The organism is Algoriphagus sp., from assembly GCF_029254265.1.
Lineage (GTDB): Bacteria > Bacteroidota > Bacteroidia > Cytophagales > Cyclobacteriaceae > Algoriphagus.
In genome coordinates this window covers 1-21,451 of record NZ_JAQWXX010000001.1, presented here as the reverse complement: position 1 = coordinate 21,451, position 21,451 = coordinate 1, and the positions used below count along the sequence as shown (strand labels likewise).

Sequence of the window (21,451 nt, the reverse complement as noted above, 5' to 3'; positions counted from 1 at the left end):
GAGTTAATTGAATTCTTGAACGGTTGGAAGCTGATTCTCCACAATTTCGTCACCTTTATAATTGATTAAATCTTCTAACCTTCCGGCTGGGTTGTAATATCTCCAAGGTCCTTCTTTTTTTCCATCGACCATTACACCCTCAGAAGCTTTTCGGCCATTTTCGTGATAAAAGATCCAAATACCACTGGGTTTTCCGGACTTGTAAGTTCCTTCAGATTCTTTCTTTTCAGAAACATAATAGGTGATTCGGGTACCATTACCATCTTTCAAGGTTCCTTTGTCTAGTTTTTTGCTTCCAGTGTAATTGTTGTAATCACTAACGTTCATCAGTCTTCCATTGTCCCAAATTTCTTCTTGGGTCAACTGTTTATTATCATAGAAAAGACCCCAAATACCGTTTTCAAATCCCAGCTCATAGGTTCCTACTGACTTGAGTTGGCCTCCATCGTAGTAATAGAACCACTGACCGACTTCCATCCCTAAGCTATATTCTCCCTCCGCGATTAGAATTCCAATTTTATTAAAGTATTTCCAAAGACCGGTTTTCAAATCATTTCGATATTCTCCGATAGAATAAATTTCGCCGTCAGGAAAAAAACTTCTCCATAATCCTGTCTTCATACCATTTGAATATTGACCGGATACTGAAATTTCACCTGTGCTATGATACTCGATATAATCACCAACTGGAACACCTAATTCATAGGTTTTTCGTTTCGAGATAGATTTATTAGGATAGTATTCTTCCCATGTACCTACTGCAATACCATTTTCATACTTTTCTATACGTGCTAAGCGCTTGTTTTCATAGTAATATTTCCAAGTGCCGACCCGATTCCCATTTTCATCGTAATATTCTTCTGCTTCTAGGTTTTTTGTTCCTGGGAAATACCGTTTCCACTCCCCGACTTTTTTTCCTTTTGAGAAGTTGCCTTCCTCTATCAAGTTTGATTCATAAGTGAACGCCTTATAAGTCCCTTCTAGAAGATCATTTTTGTACATAGCCTCAGTAATGAGTTCGCCATAGTAATCGTATTCGATAAATGGCCCTTCTTTCTTTCCTTTGACATAAAATTCTCTAGAAGAAATTTCTCCGTTTGGATAAAACTTTAGCCATTGACCAGTTTTTTCACCTGCTTCGTATAAACCTTCCATTAAGACTTGACTAGGGGAGACAAATTCCTGATTCCCGGTTTTGCCGTAGTATTGAGTGAATTTTCCAACCAAAACGCTATCCTGGAAAATCATATCATACTTTAAAGCTCCTGCTGGATCATAATATTTCGCTGGACCAAAAAGCTTTCCGTCTTTATACTCAGCTTCAATACTCCTCTTACCATCTGGATAATAGGATATCCAGGTGCCTTCTTTTAAGCCTTTCTTGAATGTGCCTTCAGTAAGAATATTGTTGCTTTTTGGATCATAAAATTTCCAAAGACCTTCTCTCAAACTGTTGGTGACCACCCCTGTAGCCATAATTGTAGAGTCAGGGCTATATTGTCGAATCAAGTTTGATTCTTGGGCAAAAAGTTGAGTACTAAAAAGAATAAAGCCGATAAGGAGGTATTTCATACAGTCTTTGTTACGGATCAAGCCGGAGGGTTAACCGGATTGTGAAAAAAGAAAAGTCTTTTTCTATTCAATTCGATTATTGTACGGAAGAATCCGATTCCTGTTTAAAAATAAGTTAAATCTTCTTTTATTCCATTTTTAAGAGGAAGAACTCTAACAAATTTTTTAATTCTTCCAAGATCATCTTTTTAGGATTACTAGATTGGCATTCGATGTTAATTTTTTTAAAATACTGGTGAAATTTCATAGAATTCATCTCTGCTGCAGTTGGGGAGGTGGTTTTCAATTCCTTTAAAATTAAATCAGGATAGTCCCAAGGAGATGAGCTTAAAGCATAAAAAAAGCTATTTTGAAAAAAATAGTCTTCATAAGAAAGTGGATGGTTTTTACCAAAATGTACAAAGAGATACATTCCTTGGCCAAACCAATTTAGAATTCTAATATTTAAACCTCTATCAGGATCGAAATCCCTAATCAAATCCAAAACATGGTAGGGGAATCCAAGTAAATCCCCTCCCTTCGACAGCTTTATCCCTTTACTTTTAAAATGAATCTTAGCTAAAATAGCTGTGTCAATTTCATTTCCGATCTGTGAAAAAAGATCCCAAAATCCCGCTTTTAATTTGTTTTGACTCTGAAACAATTCCTTGTCAAGCCAGAGCTGCAAGTCTAATTTTGGAATGTTTTCCTCCATATTACCAGTTTAGCAAGGCAGAAGCCCAAGTAAATCCTGAACCAAATGCAGCCAAGCAAATCAAATCACCTTCCTTGATTCTTCCTTGTTCCCAAGCTTCGCTCAATGCAATCGGAATAGTTGCTGCAGTTGTATTTCCCATATGCATGATATTGTTGAATACTTTTTCATCAGGAAGTCCCATTTTTTGCTGGATGTATTGACTGATTCGGAGGTTCGCTTGATGTGGTACTAAAAGGTCGATAGCTGATTTATCCAAATGATTCGCATTAAGAGCCTCTTTGATCACCTCCATGAATCGAACAACTGCATGCTTGAATACTGCATTCCCATTCATTTTTAAGTTGAAGTTTCCAGAGTCAATTAATTCCTGTGAAATTCGAACTTCACGGCTACTACCCGGATCCGAACAATATAATTCTTCAGCGTATTCTCCTTGGGCATGAAGGTGAGTAGATAAGATGCCAGGTTGATCTGATTCTACTGCGCCAAGTACAATCGCACCAGCTCCATCTGCAAAAATTACCGAACTGGATCTGCCTTCGTCTGATTTATCTAATGCGGAGGATTGAATCTCAGCTCCCACAACAAGTATTCTTTTGTACATCCCAGTTTTGATAAACTGATCTGCTATCGAGAGGGCGTATATAAATCCAGAACATGCATTTCGGATATCCAAAGCTCCAATTGTTCCCATGCCAAGTTCTCGCTGAAGAAGAACTCCATTTCCAGGTATGAAATAATCAGGTGTGATGGTAGCAAAAACTATAAAATCTATCTCTGATGCTAGGACGCCAGCTCTTTTTAGCGCCATTTCTGAAGCGTTTTTTGACATGGAGGTAACCGTGTCAACCCCAGGTGTGAACCAATGCCGTTCTCTAATTCCTGTTCGTTCTACTATCCACTCATTATTTGTATCCATCATTTTGGCTAAATCATCATTTGTCACAACACGCTCTGGTACATAATGACCTACTCCTAGAATTCTGGACTTCTTCATCTTTATTATGGGTTTATAAATTGGACGGCAAATATGCGGACCTTCATTCACTCTTACAAAAAAGATGTGATGGAAGGATCACTATTTAACTCACCCGAAGAGCGTATAGTTTCCGTGCTGATCCATGGGGGATGTTTTTCGGATCAATGTAGGGTTGTCATTTTCAACCGAATTTACCAATGGAGAAACGGTGTAGCCCATCATTAAATCTGAAGGAAAAGGATTCAGAATTTGTGTTAACTCCTCTTCTGAAGAATATGAATCAAGCCATTTTTTTTCATCCTTCTTGGCCAAAATAACAGGCATCCGGTCATGAATTTCAGCTACTTTATCATTTGGAGTTGTAGTCAAAATCAAAAAAGTGTGTTGAATTTCGCCATTGACTGTCTCGTATTCATCCCAGATTCCAGCGAAAGCAAAGAGTTCATTTTCACGTAGTGTAAACCTGTAAGGGATTTTTGTTTTTTTTCCTAAACGCTTCCATTCATAAAATCCATCAGCGGGAATTAAGCATCTTCTTTTTTGAAAAGAGCTTTTAAAAGTCACTTTCTCAGTCACTGTTTCTGCTCTCGCATTAATGAGCTTTTGGGCTACTGGCCTATTTTGACCAAAGTCCGGCGTGATACCCCAATAGAAAAAGGAAAAGCCTTTAGGACTCTGTGAAGTAATCACGGGAACCAACTGTGTAGGAGCGATATTATATCGTGGGGTAAAATCCGGTAGCATTTCCGCCTGAAATCGTTCTTCAAGTTCGATTTTACTTTTACTGAGAGAATATCGTCCGCACATGATTTTGAGTGATTATGTTCTGAAAGTTAGAAACCCTTGGCAATAAATTCAATAGCGCGTTGCTCAGAATAGTATGGCAAGTCCGAATTTTCCGGGCTAAAACCTACATGTCCCCCATGTTTGGGGAATTCAAAAAAAATATTTTCCAATTTTCTGCTTAGGTGAATAGGAAAGCATTTCTCGCTTAAGAAAGGGTCATTTTGTGCATTTAAGATCAATGAAGGCACTTCTATCTGATCCAAGAAATATAAAGAAGAGTTTACTTCATAATATTCTGCTGCATCCGAAAAACCATGAAGTGGCCCAGTAAAATAATCATCAAAATCTGATAAAGTTTTTATATTTCTTAATGTGCCAATTGGGATTTTGCCTGGATGAGCCAGTGATTTTTTAACAACTTTTTCTTTGAGCGTTTTTAAAAAGCGTTTGGAATAAAGCGTGTTTTCACCTTTGGATATTTTTTCACAAGAACTCCCCAGGTGCATTGGAACCGAAATTGCCACTCCTTTTTTAATCTTTGGAATAGATGATTTTTTTTCTCCAAGATATTTTAAAGTCAAATTTCCCCCCAAACTAAAACCTATCAGATGAATTTCTTCATAATCTTTTTCTGCATGTTTCACTACAAAATCCAGATCATAAGTAGCTCCTGAATGATAAAAGATTACTTGACTATTCATTTCGGTTCCACAACCCCGAAAATTCCAAGTCAACACATCAAATCCATTTTTAATAAATGTTTTTGCCATTCCAAGCATATACGCCCTAGAACTGTTACCTTCTAAACCATGACTGATAATCACGAGTTTAGAACTAGAGTTGCGATACCAATCCAATTCGAGAAAATCCCCGTCAGGTGTGGTGATTCGTTCAGAAGTAGGTTTTGAGAGTTCTACTTTCCGGAAAATTGCAGGATAAATTGTTTCAAGATGACTATTGAAAAGCCATTTTGGTCTTTTGTAAGTACTGTTTTGAATTAGAGGCATTTCAGAAGAATAAGTGATTGGGGCTGAAAAGCATGGGGAAATTACTAGTTTTAAATTTGAATAAAGACTTTATAAAAACTATTTTTGGACACTTTAAAAACGAACAGAGCGCAATAACATATGGCCGAAATTATAAGAATGCCTAAAATGAGTGACACCATGGAAGAAGGTGTGATCGCTGCTTGGTTGAAAAAAGTTGGGGATAGCGTTAAGCCAGGGGATATTTTGGCTGAAGTTGAAACCGATAAAGCAACTATGGAGCTGGAATCCTATGATGAGGGTGTCCTCTTATATATTGGAGTAAAAGAGAAAGATTCAGTACCTGTAAATGGTGTAATTGCCATTATCGGAGAAAAGGGTGAGAAATTTGATCATTTGCTTAATGGTAGTGCAGAAGCTAAAGCGGAAGAAAAAGTAGCACCTGCTGAAGAAAAGAAAGAAGTTGTATCGGAATCAAAGCCTAAAGCTGAGAAAATTGATACGTCTTCAATCAACGCTACAGTAATTACAATGCCGAAAATGTCTGATACCATGCAGGAAGGCACTATCTCTTCTTGGTTAAAAAAGGTTGGTGATTCTGTGAAATCAGGTGAAATCATAGCTGAGGTGGAAACTGACAAAGCTACAATGGAGCTTGAGTCTTATGAAGATGGTACTCTTTTATATATAGGAGTAGAGGCCGGAGATAGTGTTCCCGTTGATGGAGTTATCGCTGTAATCGGTGAAAAAGGAGCAGATTTTGAGACTTTGCTCAAAGCACAGAAAGCTGAAGAGAATACAGTCTCTGAGGAGTCTAAGCAAGAGGAAGCACCTAAAGTAGAAACTCCTAAGGAAAATTCGACAGCCTCAATTCCCACCGCACCTGTTGCTACCAGTTCTTCCGGCGATCGGGTTAAAGCTTCGCCGCTTGCAAAGAAAATGGCGGAAGAAAAAGGTTTTGACATTACTCAAGTGAGTGGATCTGGAGAAGGAGGGAGAATAGTAAAACGAGATATTGAGAATTTTGTACCGGCTGCTATTCCTACTGTAGCTTCTTCAAGTCAAGTAGTATCATCAGTTGGACAGGAAAGTTTCCACGAGGAGAAAGTTTCACAGATGCGTAAAGTGATAGCCAAAAGACTTGCAGAAAGTAAATTTGGAGCTCCTCACTTCTATCTGACCATGGAAATCAACATGGATAAAGCGATCGAAGCCCGGAAATCTATGAATGAGATTTCTCCGGTTAAAATTTCTTTCAATGATATGGTTATCAAAGCTTCAGCTGCTGCATTACGTCAGAATCCGAAAGTGAATTCTAGCTGGCTAGGAGATAAAATCAGATATAATGAGCATATCCATATTGGAATGGCTGTTGCAGTAGAGGAAGGCCTTTTGGTTCCTGTGATCCGATTTGCGGATAATCTATCACTTTCTCAGATATCTAATCAGGCTAAAACTCTTGGAGCAAAAGCTAAAAATAAAGAGCTACAACCTAAAGATTGGGAAGGAAATACCTTTACTATTTCCAATCTTGGTATGTTTGGGATCGATGAATTTACAGCTATTATCAACCCACCTGATGCTTGTATCCTTGCAGTAGGAGGCATCAAAGAGACTGTAATTGTGAAAAATGGTGAAATGAAAATTGGTAATATCATGAAAGTAACCCTTTCTTGTGACCACAGAGTAGTAGATGGTGCGGTAGGATCGGCATTCCTTCTGACACTTAAGAGCCTCTTGGAAGATCCAGTAAGAATATTAATTTAGAAATGACTGCCAAAAAGTCCTGAATTCAGGACTTTTTGCTTTTTGTACACTTATTGGAGTGAAAAGCCCGATAGATAATTGCCAGGGAAATTATTGCTGCTTTTTCTGGGTTTTTAAACTCAAACTTATTTAAATCATTAGTATGGAAAGAATTAAATCAACCACTGTTGTAGCTATCCGGCACAATGGAGAAGTAGTAATTGGTGCAGATGGGCAAGCGACTTTAGGTAATACCATAGCTAAGAGTTCCGTGAAAAAACTCCGAGTATTACAAGGAGGGAAAATTGTTACCGGATTTGCAGGTTCTACAGCTGATGCCTTTACACTTCTTGAGAAATTTGAAGAGAAGCTAGGTGCTTTTGGGAATAACATGAAGCGAGCAGCAGTAGAATTGGCAAAAGAGTGGCGAACAGATAGAATGCTGAGTAAGCTTGAGGCGATGATGATTGTAGCTGATGCAGATGATATTTTGATTATCTCAGGAACTGGAGATGTGATTGAGCCAGATATGGAAATAGCAACCATAGGCTCGGGAAGCATGTTTGCACAGTCAGCAGCTCGTGCAATGAAGAAGTTTGCTCCAACTATGACTGCTGAGGAAATGGTAAGAGAAAGCCTATATATCGCTGCAGATGTATGTATTTATACCAATCATAATTTGGTGATCGAAAAAGTAATCAAGTAATTATTAGAGGCATATAAATAAGATTTTTGGGAGCCGAAGTTAAATAACTTCGGTTTTTTTGTGCGATTGAAAACCAGTACGTCCATTTATGTGTTACCTCTCTGACATTGAAAAAAAATTATGGAATCAGCTACTACCAAGAAAACGGCCAAAAAGGATTTTCGAAAATTGATTTTGGAGGGATATAAAAATCATGTCTTAGAGCATGGTACTGTACCTAAGTCCGTTTTCAAATTTGCAAAAGATTTAAAAATGAAGGAGGAAGAGTTTTATGCCTACTTCACTTCATTTGATTCAATCAAATCAGCAGTCTGGATCCAGATTTACGAGGACACGATATCTCAAATCGAATCGCAGGAGGTTTTTAAAGAATATTCTGCTCGTGAAAAATTCCTCAGTTTCTTGTTTACCTGGATTGAAGAATTGAAGAAAAACAGATCCTTTCTCCTTAGTATCTACGGTGAAGGTTCAAAAGGTATGCTTTCCCTACCAAAAGAAATTTCAGATTTCAAGGATAAATTCAAGGATTTTGCAAATGAAATCATTCTTGAAGGAAAGGAAACAGAAGAGATTGCAACCCGACCAATCATCAGTGACCGATACGATGAGGCTATGTGGCTACAGGTTTGGTTTGTATTCAAATATTGGTTGGATGATCGTTCACCACGATTTGAGAAAACAGATGCAGCAATCGAAAAATCAGTGAATCTAGCTTTCGACTTGATGGGGAAAAGTGCTTTAGATTCATTCCTAGACTTCGCAAAATTTATATATCAATCGAAATAATCATGGCTGAAAAATTAAGAGAACAACAGGCAATCCCTGTTTCAAAGGTTCAGCGTGCTGCAAAATTTATTTCTACCGGAGCCAAAGTTGGGGGGAATTATGTTAAGCATTATGCAAAAAAGATGGTCAACCCATCAATGGATAAGGAAGAGCTCCATTCAAATAATGCCTCAGATATTTATAATTCCTTGAGCGAGTTGAAGGGTTCCGCATTGAAAGTTGCTCAGATGATGTCTATGGATAAGAACCTTTTACCGAGAGCTTATCAGGACAAATTTACCATGGCGCAATACTCTGCTCCACCTTTATCTTATCCTTTGGTAGTCAAAACTTTTCAAAAACATTTTGGCAAAACTCCAGAAGGTATATTTGAAAGTTTCACAAGGTCTGCGATAAATGCCGCATCAATCGGACAGGTTCATCAGGCAACAAAAGACGGTAAAAAACTTGCAGTAAAGATTCAATATCCGGGTGTAGCGGATTCGGTAAGTTCGGACCTAAAATTAGTAAGACCATTTGCGCTTCGTCTCTTGAATATGAATGAGCGAGAATTGGATCATTACATGGCTGAAGTTGAGGAAAAGCTGTTAGAGGAAACAGATTATGTTCTGGAAATTGAACGGTCAAGAGAAATCTCTTCTGAATGTGGGCATATTCCGAATTTGAAGTTTCCTATCTATTATGATGAGTATAGCTCAGATCGAATCATCACGATGGATTGGATTGATGGAAAACATTTGAAAGAATGGCTAGATACAAACCCAACTCAAAAATCTAAAAATCAAATTGGACAAGCACTTTGGGATTTCTACCATCATCAAGTTCATAATCTTAAAAAAGTACATGCAGATCCTCACCCGGGCAACTTCATTGTACAGGAGGGAGATCAGCTTGGTATTATTGATTTTGGATGTGTAAAAGTAATTCCTGAGGATTTTTATGAAGGGTATTTTGCCCTCATCAAAAAGGACTTATTGATCAAGGAGGAAGAGCTCAACCAGATTTTCTACAATCTTGAATTCATCTCGGATAAAGATACACCAGAGGAACAGCTTTATTTTAAGGGGATATTCAGAGAAATGATCAGCTTATTGGGCAAACCATTTCACGTGGATCGATTTGATTTTGCCGATGATGGATTCTTTGAGCGTATTTTCCAGCTTGGAGATCGTATTTCTAATGATAAAATGTTTAAAAAATCTCGTCAAGCGAGAGGATCAAGACACGGATTATATATCAACAGAACTTACTTCGGATTGTATAACCTATTAAACCAACTTCAGGCGGAAGTGGATACTACAAAGCCAGATTGGTTGTAATAATAAAGGGAAGCATTTGCTTCCCTTTACTTTTATTCTCCTGTATATGTTACTCGGTAAATAACTCCTGCCATATCATCCGAAATAAGCAGACTTCCATCGGGTAATTCTTGCACATCCACTGGTCTGCCCCAAACTTCTTGAGTCACTTCATCAAGCCATCCTGAGACGAAAATTTCTTCACCGATTACATTAGAGTTTGCATCTAGTTTTTCTAAAGCGACCACATAGCCAGATTTTTTGCTTCTGTTCCAAGAACCATGTTTTGCCACGATAATTTGATTTTTGTAGGAAGAAGGAAACATTCCCCCTTCATAAAATCGCATTCCTAGAGGAGCGGTATGAGCTCCAAGTTTAGCAGCGGGAGCTACATAGGCACTTTGAGCTTTACCTTTATCACCAAATTCAGGATCTTTTACAGATCCCTCATGCCAATAAGGGTATCCAAAATGCTGTCCAGCAGTGGTAGCTCTGTTGAGCTCACAATTTGGGACATCATCACCAATCATATCTCTACCATTATCAGTGAACCATAGTTCACCAGTGACTGGATGCCAATCAAACCCGACTGAATTTCTCACTCCATGAGCGTAGACTTCTGGTTTAGGGTTTGGAGATTTTGGGTCAATTCGTGTGATACTCGCAAAAATCTCATCCTCAGACTCACAAATATTACAAGGTGCTCCTACAGGGACGTAAAGCATTCCATCAGGGCCGAATGAAATGAATTTCCATCCATGATGCCTTTCTGTTGGATATCCCTCATAGATGACTTCGAATTTGGGATTGTTGAGGGTGTTTTTGATATCTTTAAATCTCAGAATTTGATTGACTTCAGCTACATAAAGATCTCCATCCTTGTATGCAACGCCATTTGGCATTCTCAGACCTTCTGCTAAAATAAATTTGACATCAGCTTTTCCATCACCGTCTTCATCAATGATGGCATAGACATTTTTTTCTTGTCTATTGCCTACGAAGACAATTCCATTGTCACTTAAAGCCATTGATCTGGCATTGGGAACATCAGCAGCCCAAACATCAATTTTAAAATTTTTTGGAAGTTTGATTTTATCCAATTGTACGTCAGCAACAGCGTTTTTAATATTCCGTTTATTGGAGCTGTTTGGGGTTTTTAGGGACTGAGCGTCAGCAGGTTGCTTTTGACTACAGCCGAAAATGATTGCGAAAAAAAGAAATAAAACCGGTAGTGAGAAATTGAATTCAGTTTTCATATGCGTAGAATCTTTGAATAATAAATATAGCTAAGTTCAGATTGTTTTGCTTTGAAAGGTTTATAAGCGGGTTTAATGTTATTTTTGCGCTATGTTATCGATTAATAATCTCTCTTACTTTATTGGAGGCCGTCCACTTTACGAAAATGCCAATCTTCATATCAAGCCAAAAGATAAAATAGGCTTGGTAGGACAGAATGGAACAGGAAAGTCCACTTTATTGAAAATAATAAATGGAGATTATCAGCCTTCTTCCGGAGAGGTACAAAAGGCGAAAGATTGTACTATTGGCTTTCTAAATCAGGACTTGTTATCCTACCAATCTGACGAAAGTATTTTAAATGTTGCACTGGCAGCATTTAAAGAAACCTTGAGTCTTCAGGATGAAATTGATGAAGTTCTCAAAAAAATGGAAACGGACTATTCGGAAGAGATCATCAATCGATTAGCTTTTTTACAAGAGCGATTCGAAGCGAATGAAGGCTACACCATTAAGGCAAAAGCAGAAGAGGTTTTGGAAGGGATTGGGTTTAAAACAGCAGATCTCGAAAAGCCGCTTCGTACTTTTTCTGGAGGATGGAGAATGCGGGTTATGCTTGCAAAACTACTTTTGGAAAAGCCTTCCTTACTCATGCTTGATGAGCCTACCAACCACCTTGATTTGCCTTCTATTCAGTGGGTTGAGAATTATCTGAAAACCTATGAAGGTGCTGTTGTAGTAGTTTCTCACGATCAGACTTTTTTGAATAATTGCATCAGTAGTACTGTTGAAGTTGCGAATCAGACGCTTACGCTATATGCTGGAAATTATGCCTTCTATAAGGAGGAGAAAGTAGAGCGGATGGAAATTCAGCAAAACGCTTACGAGAATCAGCAGCAAATGATCAAGCAGACGGAAAAGTTTATCGAACGATTCCGAGCAAAAGCCTCTAAATCAAATCAAGTACAATCTAGAATCAAGGCCCTAGACCGATTGGATAAAGTCCATGAGGTAGTCAGTGATGAGGTTTCGGTAAATTTCAAATTTAAGTTTTCGAAGCAATCTGGCCGTGACGTAATCGTGCTAGATCAAGTTTCAAAGTCTTATGGTGACTTGGTGATTCTAAAAAACTCAACAGCAAGAATCGAAAGGGGAGATAAAATTGCTTTGATAGGTGCAAATGGAAAAGGTAAGTCAACACTTCTTCGAATTATTGATGGATCTGAAAAAACCACTGGTACGCGTACAGAAGGGTACAATGTGATCAAATCTTTTTTTGCACAACATCAGTTGGAAGCCCTTACCTTAGATAATGAGATCATTCAGGAAATGACACAGGCCGGAAGTGCAAAGTCTGAGATGGAGCTTCGAGGTGTTTTAGGCTGCTTCCTGTTCACGAATGAAGAAGTATTTAAAAAGATAAAAGTCTTGTCTGGGGGTGAAAAATCCAGAGTTGCTTTAGCTAAGACTTTGATTTCAGAGGCTAATTTTCTTTTGTTGGATGAGCCAACCAACCACTTGGATTTTCAGTCGGTAAATATTTTGATCCAGGCTCTTCAGCAATATGAGGGCACTTTTGTAACTGTTTCTCACGATAGACATTTTATAAAAGGTGTAGCAAATAAGATTTGGTACATCGAGAATCATGAGATCAAAGAATATCCAGGAACGTATGAAGAGTATGAAATTTGGAAAGCGAATCAAGTGGAGGAGAAGCCTCTTCCAAATGTGGTGAAAGTTCAGAAGAAAGAACAAGCTCCGGTTTCAAAGAATACGATGGAAGCTCAATTGGCGAAAAAGGAACTCAAGAAATTGGAAGAACAACTTTCGAAAATTGAGAGCGAAATAGAAACACTTGAAACCCAAAAAGAAAAGCTTGAAGTTGAAATGGCGAATCCAGAGCTTTATTCTAATGAAGTTGAAGCCCAAATTGTTCAAGAAAAACATCAAAAACTTGAATCAAAGCTTTCTGATTTGAATAGCGATTGGGAAAAACTGGTAGATCAAATTTCATCATTGCAGGAAGTCATTGCTTGAAAATTGAGGAATCAATTATGTTTTGATTAATTTTCAGAATGAAGATTTATTTAAAGAGTTTTCTTTTTCTGCTTCTTTTTGGGATTCGATTCAATGCTTTTTCCCAACTGGAGGATAAAATTTATACAGATCATATTCAGTCGGTTCGTCTCTTTCCTCTTGGAGCAACTGCCGAAAGTCAATTAAGCTCTCCCGTTGCACCACTTTCAGGCTCAAGACCATTAGTGTTGCTATTTGACGATTTAGCTTATGATGCAGAACAGTATAGCGCAAAATTGATCCACTGCGATGCGGACTGGCAAAAATCTCAACTACGTGATAATGACTTTTTGATCACCTTCAATGAATTCAATATTCAGGATTATGAATATTCCATAAGTACTCGGATCCCCTATATTCATTATAAGTTTGAACTTCCCAGAGTAACCAAGTCAGGCAACTATATTCTCAAAGTTTATAGAGGGAGAGATGAGTCTAATGTGATTCTGACAAAACGCTTTATGATTTATGAAGAGCTTTTTACGGTTGGATCTGCAATCGTTCCTCCTTCCCAAACTCAAGATAGAAGAGGGGCTCAGCAAATAAATGTGGTGTTGAATTATTCGAAAGGAGAAGTGATGAATCCCACAGACCAAATCAAAGTTGTACTTAGACAAAATCAGCGATGGGACAATTCTAAGTATTTGGTCAAGCCTACATTTATGAATGAAAGCTCAAAAATCCTGAGATATGAGTTATTTGATGGACAAAATGAGTTTGATGCAAGTAATGAATTCCGTTTTGTAGATTTGAGATTTATTCGAGCCACAGGTTTGAATATTGCAGATGTGAGAGTAGAGACAGATGTGATTTATGCAGATGCGGTAATTAATACACCTCGTCAAAATAGTGTATACTCTCAATACTTAGATCTTAATGGGCAATATCTTGTTTTCACCAATGATCGCCCAGGTGGAGACCCTGAGATTGAAAGTGAATATATGTTGGTTACTTTTCGTTTTTCGATTCCAGAGACATCTTCTCAAATTTTCTTATTAGGAGCACTTACTCAGTGGGGTAAATCACCTGAGGCAAAAATGAAGTGGGATCCCAAGTTAAAGGTATATCAAACCACATTACTGTTGAAGCAAGGTTGGTATGATTACCAGTTTGCAGTCTCAGATGATGGGGTATTTGAAACGAAACATTTTGAGGGAAGTCACTTTGAAACAGAAAATGAATATGAAACCCTTATCTATTTCAGAAATTTAGGATCTAGGTATGACCAACTTGTTGGATATATAAATCTTAATCCAAACAAAAGAAGGTTATAATGAAAAAGCCTGCTGAAAAGCAGGCTTTAATTTTTTAAGATTCATCTGATGAAGGTTGACTTTCTTCGTTTTCATCAGAGGTTGGAGCAACGTTTTGTCGAGTTCTTTCTGAAGGCTTGTAGGGAACAAATCCTTCTCGCTTGAACTTATAGGTATTAGTTCGTACACCAGTTCCGTGGTTTGCAAGATCCAACATTCCGAATCCTTTATGAGTAAATGCACCAAGACCACATTTGAAAACAAAGTCTTGAACTTCTGGAGCTGCGTAAAGGGTAATTGGAAGTGTATATCCTCTTACTTCATACTTCACATCCATATCATATACTGCATAGATACGAGCAAATTTCTTTTGGGAATCCTTCAGCTTATTTACATAAACCATATCAGGAACTACTTGAAATTTGTAGAAAGTCTCCATCTGCTCAGGTGTGTACCAACCAGATCGTTCCATTCTTGTTAAAGTAGATTCATAAAGCAAATCTGAAAACTCGTCACTATCAGGACTGATAAAACGCTTTCCAGCTTCTTCATTGAATGCAGGAGTGATTAATACCAAAGGTGAAATACAAACAAACTTGTTGGAAGTTTCCAAAGTTGGTTCTACTTCAATTTCGGTATACTCAGGTACTAAAATAAGATTTCCCAACTCAATTTTAGGAGTAGCAAATACTTGTTCAAGTAGGTAGTCCATAAATTCTTCACTCTGTGAAGAAAGGACTAGGGTGACCAAACTTGAATAATAATGCAATCCACTTCTACTTACCTTAGTCTGACCTTTGAGGCCAGAAAAATTGAAGTAGTTGTAGTTGAAAAATTCTTCTCTTCCACCTTTTACGATAACTCCTTTAAGGAATTGGGCTAAGATGTACTGGTGGTGGAACGGCAAGTACGAGCCCTTGTTTTTTAGGGAAAATATAAGTCTAACTCTCACGATAAATTAAAAATAAATGAGACAATAAATTTAAAACTGCTATTTAAGGGTGATTAAACTACAGAACGACAAAATTACAACTTTTATTGGAAAAGATTAAACATTGAACCTAAAATGCATGATATCTCCATCTTTTACTACATATTCTTTGCCTTCAATCGCAATTTTCCCATTATCTCTGCAATTAGCTTCAGTTTTCAACTGTTGGTAATCGGCTAATTTGATAACTTCAGCCTTTATGAATCCCCTTTCAAAGTCTGTGTGGATCACTCCTGCAGCTTGGGGAGCTTTCCAGCCTTTTTTGATAGTCCATGCTCGCACTTCCTGAACTCCAGCAGTGAAATAAGTAATTAGATCCAATAAAGAGTATGCTGCAGAAATCAATTTATTGAGACCACTTTCTTCTAAACCATATTCTCCAAGGAACATTTCCTTTTCTTCTGGATCTTCAAACTCAGCAATTTGTGCCTCAATAGCAGCGCAAAGAATGATAACTTCAGCGTTTTCTTCACTCACTTTTTCTCTCAGTGCGTCTACAAACTTGTTTCCTTTAGCTAGACTTCCTTCGTCCACATTGGCTACATAAAGTACAGGCTTGATAGTCAGGAGATGCAAATCTCTCACTGCCTCCAAATCTTCCCTTTCAACATCAACTGATCGGGCATTTTTCCCTTCAGTAAGTGCATTTTTGAAAAGAATCAAAGTTTCTAATTCTTTCTTGGCTTTAGCATCTCCAGATTTTGCAATTTTTTCTGACTTTTGAATTTTCTTTTCTACAGATTCTAAATCCTTGAGCTGAAGTTCAGTGTCAATTACTTCTTTGTCAAATATCGGATCTACTCCTCCCGCGACATGAACAATATTATCATCTTCAAAACACCTAATCACGTGGATCACGGCATCAACTTCTCGGATATTTGCCAAAAATTTATTTCCTAGGCCTTCACCTTTACTTGCACCTTTTACAAGGCCTGCAATATCAACGAACTCAATTACTGTAGGTAATACGCGATTTGGATTGACCAATTGCTCAAGAATCTTGAGTCGATTGTCTGGGACTGTTACGACGCCGACGTTGGGTTCAATCGTACAGAATGGGAAATTTGCAGCTTCAGCTTTTGCGCTTGAGAGTGCATTGAACAAAGTAGACTTTCCCACATTAGGAAGTCCCACTATGCCACATTGTAAGGCCATTAATTCGTAGGTTTTATTTTAAATATTCTATAAGACTTATACCCTTTAAAGAATTCAATAAATGAAACTCTAAAAATGGTATAAACCGGTATTGCGAAAATCATTCCGACTACACCGCCGATTTTTGCACCGGCAAAGATAACAACAAAAATTTCAAGGGGATGAGCTTTTACTGATTTAGAAAATATCAATGGTTGAATTAAGATATTATCTATAATCTGTACAGTAGCAAAGACCGATAGTATTTTAAAAATCAGATAGTTAAGTTCTACGTTAGTCTCGAAATTTCCTGATGATATTCCTACAATGATTCCAAAACTTGCACCTAAAATAGGCCCAGCATATGGGATAAGATTGGCTACAGCTGCAAATAATGCTATAGTCAAAGCGTATTCTACGCTTAAAATACTCAGCCCCAGACTGGCGAGAGAAAAAATGGCAAGCATTTGAATCAATAGCCCGGAGAGGTAATTTGAAAGGAGCTTTTCAACTTTTGTAAAAGTAGCTACTGAAAGTTCAAAATAAGGATTAGGAATAAGGTTTATTAGATTTCTTCTCAGTAGCCCATTTTCTAAAAGTAGAAAAAAGGTGATAAATGCAATAGCCATGAATCCTATAAACAAGCTACTCGTGGTATTAATCACTCCACCTATAAAACTTGTAAAGTCAAAACCCTTGATGGTTTCGATCATTGAGTTTTTAAGTTCTCCGAATAGAAATCCCGGTTTATTTTCTAAAAGTTCATATTGAAAAAGGAATCGCTCAACCTTTGAGACCGGTGCTTGAACTTTCTCGTAAATCCCGTCCAGATCCAACTCACTAAGGATGATGATTTGATTGTTAATAAGTGGATAAAACAAAAAGCTGAGTGAAACAAAAAGCAACACTATTGAGCCATAGGAGAGTAAAATAGCCGCCCACCGAGGGATATGTTGTCCCAGAACATGGAAATCATGCAATCGGTTGGTTAAAGGCCTCAAAAGTGCTGCAAGGATCAATGAGGCTATTAAATAAATTGTAATGTTCGAAAAGTACCATCCGAAAAGGAGGAACAAAACAATAAACAAAATTAGGTAAGCAAAAAAACGCTGCATTTATTTAACCATAAAAGGAGGCGATTATGCCTCCTCTAAAGATACTATTTCTCAATTGTTAAAATGAAATTTAGATAATTCATTATTCCCATTTAAGGTCAGAGTTGATTTCTTCATTTTCATCTTCTTTTTCAAATTGCTCAAAATCCACATCAGGCAATAAATCATGCTTGACATAATCTACTGCCTCATTCAGAGCTTCTGCAAATTTGAAGAAATCTTCCTTGTAAAGGAAAATTTTATGTTTTTCGTAGGTGAAGGTGTCACCATTCATTTTGCGCTTACTTTCTGTAATTGTCAAATAATAATCGTTTGCTCGAGTAGATTTGACATCAAAAAAATAAGTGCGCTTTCCTGCTTTTACTTTTTTGGAGAAAATCTCCTCTCTATCATAGCCTCTTTGATCTTCCACAGTGCTTTCAGTTTGGTACGGGGTTAATTTAATAAGAACTAAGATAAAACAATTCGTATTTAGATTTCAACCAAATCTTGTTCTTTTTTAAAGGAATGGAGATTTTACGAGTATAAGTTACTAGCAATCAACAATGAAGCAAAATAAAAGGTAGATAAACTACCTTTTATTCTCCGTGCAAAAATGCTTTTTTTGTAAGCAATTCTTCTTCGGTCTCCCGATGGTCTGGATCATCTACGCAACAATCTACCGGACAAACAGCTGCACATTGAGGCTCCTCGTGAAAGCCATTGCACTCTGTGCATTTGTCAGTTACGATATAGTAAAACTCGTCAGAAACTGGTTCTTGTTTTTCAGTTCCGCTTACCACGGTCCCATCAGGAAGAGTGACCTCTTTCAAATTTGTTCCTCCGCCCCAAGTCCACTCTACACCACCTTCGTAGATTGCAGTATTTGGACATTCAGGTTCGCATGCACCACAGTTGATGCATTCATCGGTGATCATTATTGCCATGACTTCATTTTTTTAATTCTCAAAAGTAATAACCATAAAACTGAGAGGCAATAAAAAAGTTGTTGTACTAACTAATTTAATTCAATTCTAAGGTATGATCCTTCAAAATAGGTAAATTTGACCTTTCAAAAAGTTAATATGGATTCAAAGGATAGGATTGCAGCATTTGTTAAATTAGGGGAGTTTATAAAAAATCTAGACCAAGAGGAATTTGAAGAAATTCAGTGGAGAGCTCAAAATGCTAATAATTGGTTTACTGTGGCTTCAGTATCAGAGGCTCTCAAAGGGATTGCTTCGATGCTGGATTCTTCAAAACTGAATACTTGGCTCAGTCAATATGAGCTACCTTCTTATTTCTCTTCATTAAAGGTTGGGGTTTTAATGGCTGGAAATATTCCGGCAGTAGGATTTCATGATTTGATGTGCGTTTTGCTTTCAGGCCATACTGCTTCAGTAAAACTTAGTTCTACCGATAGCGTTATTATGAACTGGTTGATTTTCAATTTGATCAAAATCGAACCTCAATTTGAAGATCTGATAGAAATCGAAGAGATGTTGAAAGCCAAAGATGCCTATATCGCAACAGGAAGTGATAATTCATCTCGTTATTTCAATTATTATTTTGGGAAATACCCTCATGTTATTCGGCAAAACAGGACTTCGGTTGCGGTTCTCTATGGTGACGAAACTACCGAAGATTATCTTAAATTAGGAAAAGATGTTTTCCAATATTTTGGATTAGGTTGTAGAAATGTATCTAAGGTTTTTCTCAAAAATATCGAGCAACTTCAAGATTTTCTTGGAGCAATTGAGGTATTCAACGATGTGTCAAACCATCATAAATATCATAATAACTATGATTATAACAAGTCCATTTATTTGGTAAACGGGGTTAGTCATTTAGACAATGGCTTTCTCTTAGTGACAGAGTCAGAAGCGTTAGTGTCTCCAATCTCAGTTTTGTTTTTCGAAATATATGATGGAGAAAAAGAACTGAAATCTAAATTGCAGGAGATTGAGGATAAAATTCAGTGTATAGTTTCGAAAGATGGGAGATATGAGAACTCTTTACCTTTTGGAACTGCCCAATGTCCTGAACCTTGGGATTACGCAGACGGGGTTGATACAATGAAGTTTTTGTGTGATTTAATCTAAAGGTGTTTTTGTTCCTTTTAAATTAATACAGAATTTTGCCCCTTTATTTTCAGTAGAAATCACTTCTAAACTTCCTGAGTTTTTCCGAACATACTCTCTTACTAAAACTAGTCCTAGACCTGTACCAGTCTCATTTTTTGATCCTTTGGTGGTAAATGAGATTCCTTCGTTTATTTTCTCTAAGTTTTCTGCGCTGATTCCTTTGCCAAAATCTTCAATACAAATCTTAACGTAACCATTTGATATTGTTGTGGAAATTATCACTTCACTATTCTGATTTGAAAACTTTATTGCATTATTGATCAAGTTTCTGATAACGAGTTCTATCATGTTTTTATCTCCTATAACTTCATGGATTTCAGGGTTTTCTACCAGAGTTATTTTAATGTTTTTTTCTTTCGCTAATCGTTCCAGAAGTTGTTTTTGTTGATTAAGAACTCTGTAAATATCAAAATCTTCAAGAACTAATTGCTCACCTCGAATCTGTGAACTCGTCCAAGCAAGGAGATTTTCTAACAGCTGTGCTACATTCTCCATATTTCTGGAAACTTCTGGAAGTAATTCAAAGAATTCTTCTTTGGAAATTAGGCCAGTCTGCGTCAAGTGAATCAATTCTTTAACTCCAAAAACCGGCCCTTTTAAATCATGAGAAATAATACTAAAATATTTGTCTTTCAAATCATTAAGCTGTGCTAATTCATTTTTTTGGGCAATCAAGGTCTCTTTAATCTTTACTTCTTCTGTTATATCATCCATTAAAATTACTGTTCCATTAGAGCTGGATCCCCGGCCCAATAGTGGTATCATTTCCAGTCTGATAATTCGAGTGCCTTTTTCTGCTTCCTCTCTGATTTCAATCACACGTTTTTCAAAATCATCTAAGAATTCATGAACTTCAGGGTGTTTCTGATAGATTTCACTCAGCTTCGTTCCTACTTTGATTTGTTTTGAATCTTTGAAAAATTTAAAAATTGCTGGATTGAAATCAATGATAATCTGATTCATATCAATCACAAGAACCCCTTTTGTAATTGCCTCAAAAATCTTATTCTTAGCTATAGGCTTGATGCTAAAGAGGTTGTATTTTACTATGGCGATCCCGACAAGTATATATGTAAAAAGAAATGCAATTGGGGTTAAGTCTATGAATTCAAATGGCTTATATATCCCTAATTGATAAAATGCATTAAATCCTATAGGGAAAAGTCCTGCTAAAAATATTAACCTGGTTTGAGCCTTAAAAATTGGATCAGCAAACTTGAACCGGGTCCAGATAATGTAATTTCCAAAGCCAAAAGCGAGGTAAGAATAAATTACATGGACTGGATACCAAGGTCCGATCTTAGTAATTAAGGCTTTGAATGGACCCTTTGTGACTAGTTCGTAGGATTCATAAATAAGACCATGAAAGTTATTTGTAAAGACGAAAAAGAAAGTCAATGTTGGTATTAGCAGCACCAAGAATACAGCTTGGGAATAGTTTTTGAAATCTAGTCCTGCGTATTTGAAGGCAAAAAACAACCAGGATACCGCAAGGAACGAAATCCCAATGTACTGGAGCTTTATCAAAATAAGAATTGAGTCTAAATCCGTAGAACTCAGTTCAAGTCCATAGAAAAATCCCCAAAATGCCGCACAAAGCATAGTGATGGCGACCCATTTGGTGGAGCTTTCCATTCTTGATGCAATGATCAAGGATAGTCCTCCTACGATCAATCCAGAAAGAATTAAGATAATAGAAAATGGATTGAAGATTAATTCCATTAATTGATGGAAGGTTCAGTTTTGTAACAGGAAGTGATAAGGTGATGCTAATCGATCATAATTATACTGTATAATTACCAACTAAAAAAAAATATCATCTATGATGTCCAAAAAGACTAAAGATTTTTTAATATGTATATCCGCAAAGATGCCAGTAGCCAAATAAGTTAGAAGTGACAGCCAGTGACAATCGCTTTCTTGCGATCTTAACGGGTACTAAATTAGGTCAAAATAAACGGTTTTGA

General features: G+C 37.1%; 19 protein-coding genes. 7 read left to right on the top strand and 12 right to left on the bottom strand.

The genetic code is table 11. The features are described 5' to 3' along the window. Window positions 1-3: 3 nt before the first annotated feature. From P8O16_RS00095 to P8O16_RS00075, 5 genes are all read right to left on the bottom strand, one after another. Complete coding sequence (locus P8O16_RS00095; protein ID WP_300309584.1) at window positions 4-1,572, bottom strand: toxin-antitoxin system YwqK family antitoxin; 1,569 nt, start codon at window positions 1,570-1,572, stop codon at window positions 4-6. A gap of 127 nt (window positions 1,573-1,699) precedes the next feature. After that, complete coding sequence (locus P8O16_RS00090) at window positions 1,700-2,266, bottom strand: hypothetical protein (protein ID WP_300309582.1); 567 nt, start codon at window positions 2,264-2,266, stop codon at window positions 1,700-1,702. 1 nt (window position 2,267) lies between these two features. Then, on the bottom strand, window positions 2,268-3,266 hold the full coding sequence (locus tag P8O16_RS00085) for a 3-oxoacyl-ACP synthase III family protein (RefSeq protein ID WP_300309581.1): 999 nt from the start codon (window positions 3,264-3,266) through the stop codon (window positions 2,268-2,270). A 90-nt stretch (window positions 3,267-3,356) separates the two neighbouring features. Beyond that, window positions 3,357-4,055: an SOS response-associated peptidase gene (locus P8O16_RS00080; protein ID WP_300309579.1), complete on the bottom strand. Its 699-nt coding sequence runs from the start codon at window positions 4,053-4,055 to the stop codon at window positions 3,357-3,359. A 26-nt stretch (window positions 4,056-4,081) separates the two neighbouring features. Beyond that, window positions 4,082-5,041, bottom strand: a complete 960-nt coding sequence (locus P8O16_RS00075; protein ID WP_300309577.1) for an alpha/beta fold hydrolase — start codon at window positions 5,039-5,041, stop codon at window positions 4,082-4,084. Window positions 5,042-5,161: 120 nt separating this feature from the next. On the opposite strand from P8O16_RS00075, the gene P8O16_RS00070 reads away from it, so the two are divergent. The 4 genes from P8O16_RS00070 to P8O16_RS00055 all read left to right on the top strand — a co-directional run bounded on the left by P8O16_RS00070 (window position 5,162) and on the right by P8O16_RS00055 (window position 9,577). After that, window positions 5,162-6,787, top strand: a complete 1,626-nt coding sequence (locus P8O16_RS00070; RefSeq protein WP_300309575.1) for a pyruvate dehydrogenase complex dihydrolipoamide acetyltransferase — start codon at window positions 5,162-5,164, stop codon at window positions 6,785-6,787. Window positions 6,788-6,929: 142 nt separating this feature from the next. After that, a complete protein-coding gene (gene hslV / locus P8O16_RS00065; RefSeq protein WP_300309573.1) occupies window positions 6,930-7,472 on the top strand; it encodes an ATP-dependent protease subunit HslV in 543 nt (180 codons plus the stop codon). Between the two features lie 120 nt (window positions 7,473-7,592). Continuing rightward, window positions 7,593-8,258, top strand: coding sequence for a TetR family transcriptional regulator C-terminal domain-containing protein (locus P8O16_RS00060; RefSeq protein ID WP_300309571.1), 666 nt, complete (start codon window positions 7,593-7,595; stop codon window positions 8,256-8,258). Window positions 8,259-8,260: 2 nt separating this feature from the next. Continuing rightward, window positions 8,261-9,577: an AarF/ABC1/UbiB kinase family protein gene (locus P8O16_RS00055; protein WP_300309569.1), complete on the top strand. Its 1,317-nt coding sequence runs from the start codon at window positions 8,261-8,263 to the stop codon at window positions 9,575-9,577. Window positions 9,578-9,609: 32 nt separating this feature from the next. Here P8O16_RS00055 and P8O16_RS00050 read toward each other — a convergent pair whose 3' ends face one another. Beyond that, a complete protein-coding gene (locus tag P8O16_RS00050) occupies window positions 9,610-10,812 on the bottom strand; it encodes a PQQ-dependent sugar dehydrogenase (protein WP_300309567.1) in 1,203 nt (400 codons plus the stop codon). A 91-nt stretch (window positions 10,813-10,903) separates the two neighbouring features. Here P8O16_RS00050 and P8O16_RS00045 point away from each other — a divergent pair, with 91 nt between their 5' ends. Continuing rightward, the gene (locus P8O16_RS00045; RefSeq protein WP_300309565.1) at window positions 10,904-12,829 is read left to right on the top strand and encodes an ABC-F family ATP-binding cassette domain-containing protein; all 1,926 of its coding nucleotides are present in this window, start codon (window positions 10,904-10,906) and stop codon (window positions 12,827-12,829) included. A 38-nt stretch (window positions 12,830-12,867) separates the two neighbouring features. After that, on the top strand, window positions 12,868-14,142 hold the full coding sequence (locus tag P8O16_RS00040; protein WP_300309563.1) for a DUF5103 domain-containing protein: 1,275 nt from the start codon (window positions 12,868-12,870) through the stop codon (window positions 14,140-14,142). 34 nt (window positions 14,143-14,176) lie between these two features. Here the strand turns inward: P8O16_RS00040 and cas6 are convergent, their stop codons facing one another. The 5 genes from cas6 to P8O16_RS00015 form a co-directional block, all read right to left on the bottom strand. After that, window positions 14,177-15,073 (bottom strand): CRISPR-associated endoribonuclease Cas6, encoded by an 897-nt coding sequence (cas6, locus tag P8O16_RS00035; RefSeq protein WP_300309561.1) that lies wholly within the window; start codon window positions 15,071-15,073, stop codon window positions 14,177-14,179. 96 nt (window positions 15,074-15,169) lie between these two features. Continuing rightward, window positions 15,170-16,267 carry a redox-regulated ATPase YchF gene (gene ychF, locus P8O16_RS00030; protein WP_300309559.1) on the bottom strand — a complete coding sequence of 366 codons (1,098 nt, stop codon included), beginning with the start codon at window positions 16,265-16,267 and terminating at the stop codon, window positions 15,170-15,172. Beyond that, window positions 16,267-17,361, bottom strand: a complete 1,095-nt coding sequence (locus tag P8O16_RS00025; protein ID WP_300309557.1) for an AI-2E family transporter — start codon at window positions 17,359-17,361, stop codon at window positions 16,267-16,269. The genes ychF and P8O16_RS00025 overlap by 1 nt, the downstream gene beginning before the upstream one ends. A gap of 82 nt (window positions 17,362-17,443) precedes the next feature. Next, window positions 17,444-17,773, bottom strand: a complete 330-nt coding sequence (locus P8O16_RS00020; protein ID WP_300309555.1) for a DUF3276 family protein — start codon at window positions 17,771-17,773, stop codon at window positions 17,444-17,446. Between the two features lie 166 nt (window positions 17,774-17,939). After that, window positions 17,940-18,287, bottom strand: a complete 348-nt coding sequence (locus tag P8O16_RS00015) for a 4Fe-4S dicluster domain-containing protein (RefSeq protein WP_300309553.1) — start codon at window positions 18,285-18,287, stop codon at window positions 17,940-17,942. Between the two features lie 138 nt (window positions 18,288-18,425). On the opposite strand from P8O16_RS00015, the gene P8O16_RS00010 reads away from it, so the two are divergent. After that, on the top strand, window positions 18,426-19,442 hold the full coding sequence (locus P8O16_RS00010) for an acyl-CoA reductase (RefSeq protein ID WP_300309551.1): 1,017 nt from the start codon (window positions 18,426-18,428) through the stop codon (window positions 19,440-19,442). On the opposite strand, the gene P8O16_RS00005 is transcribed toward P8O16_RS00010, so the two are convergent. Then, complete coding sequence (locus P8O16_RS00005) at window positions 19,434-21,206, bottom strand: histidine kinase N-terminal 7TM domain-containing protein (protein WP_300309549.1); 1,773 nt, start codon at window positions 21,204-21,206, stop codon at window positions 19,434-19,436. The genes P8O16_RS00010 and P8O16_RS00005 overlap by 9 nt on opposite strands. Between the last annotated feature and the right edge of the window lie 245 nt (window positions 21,207-21,451).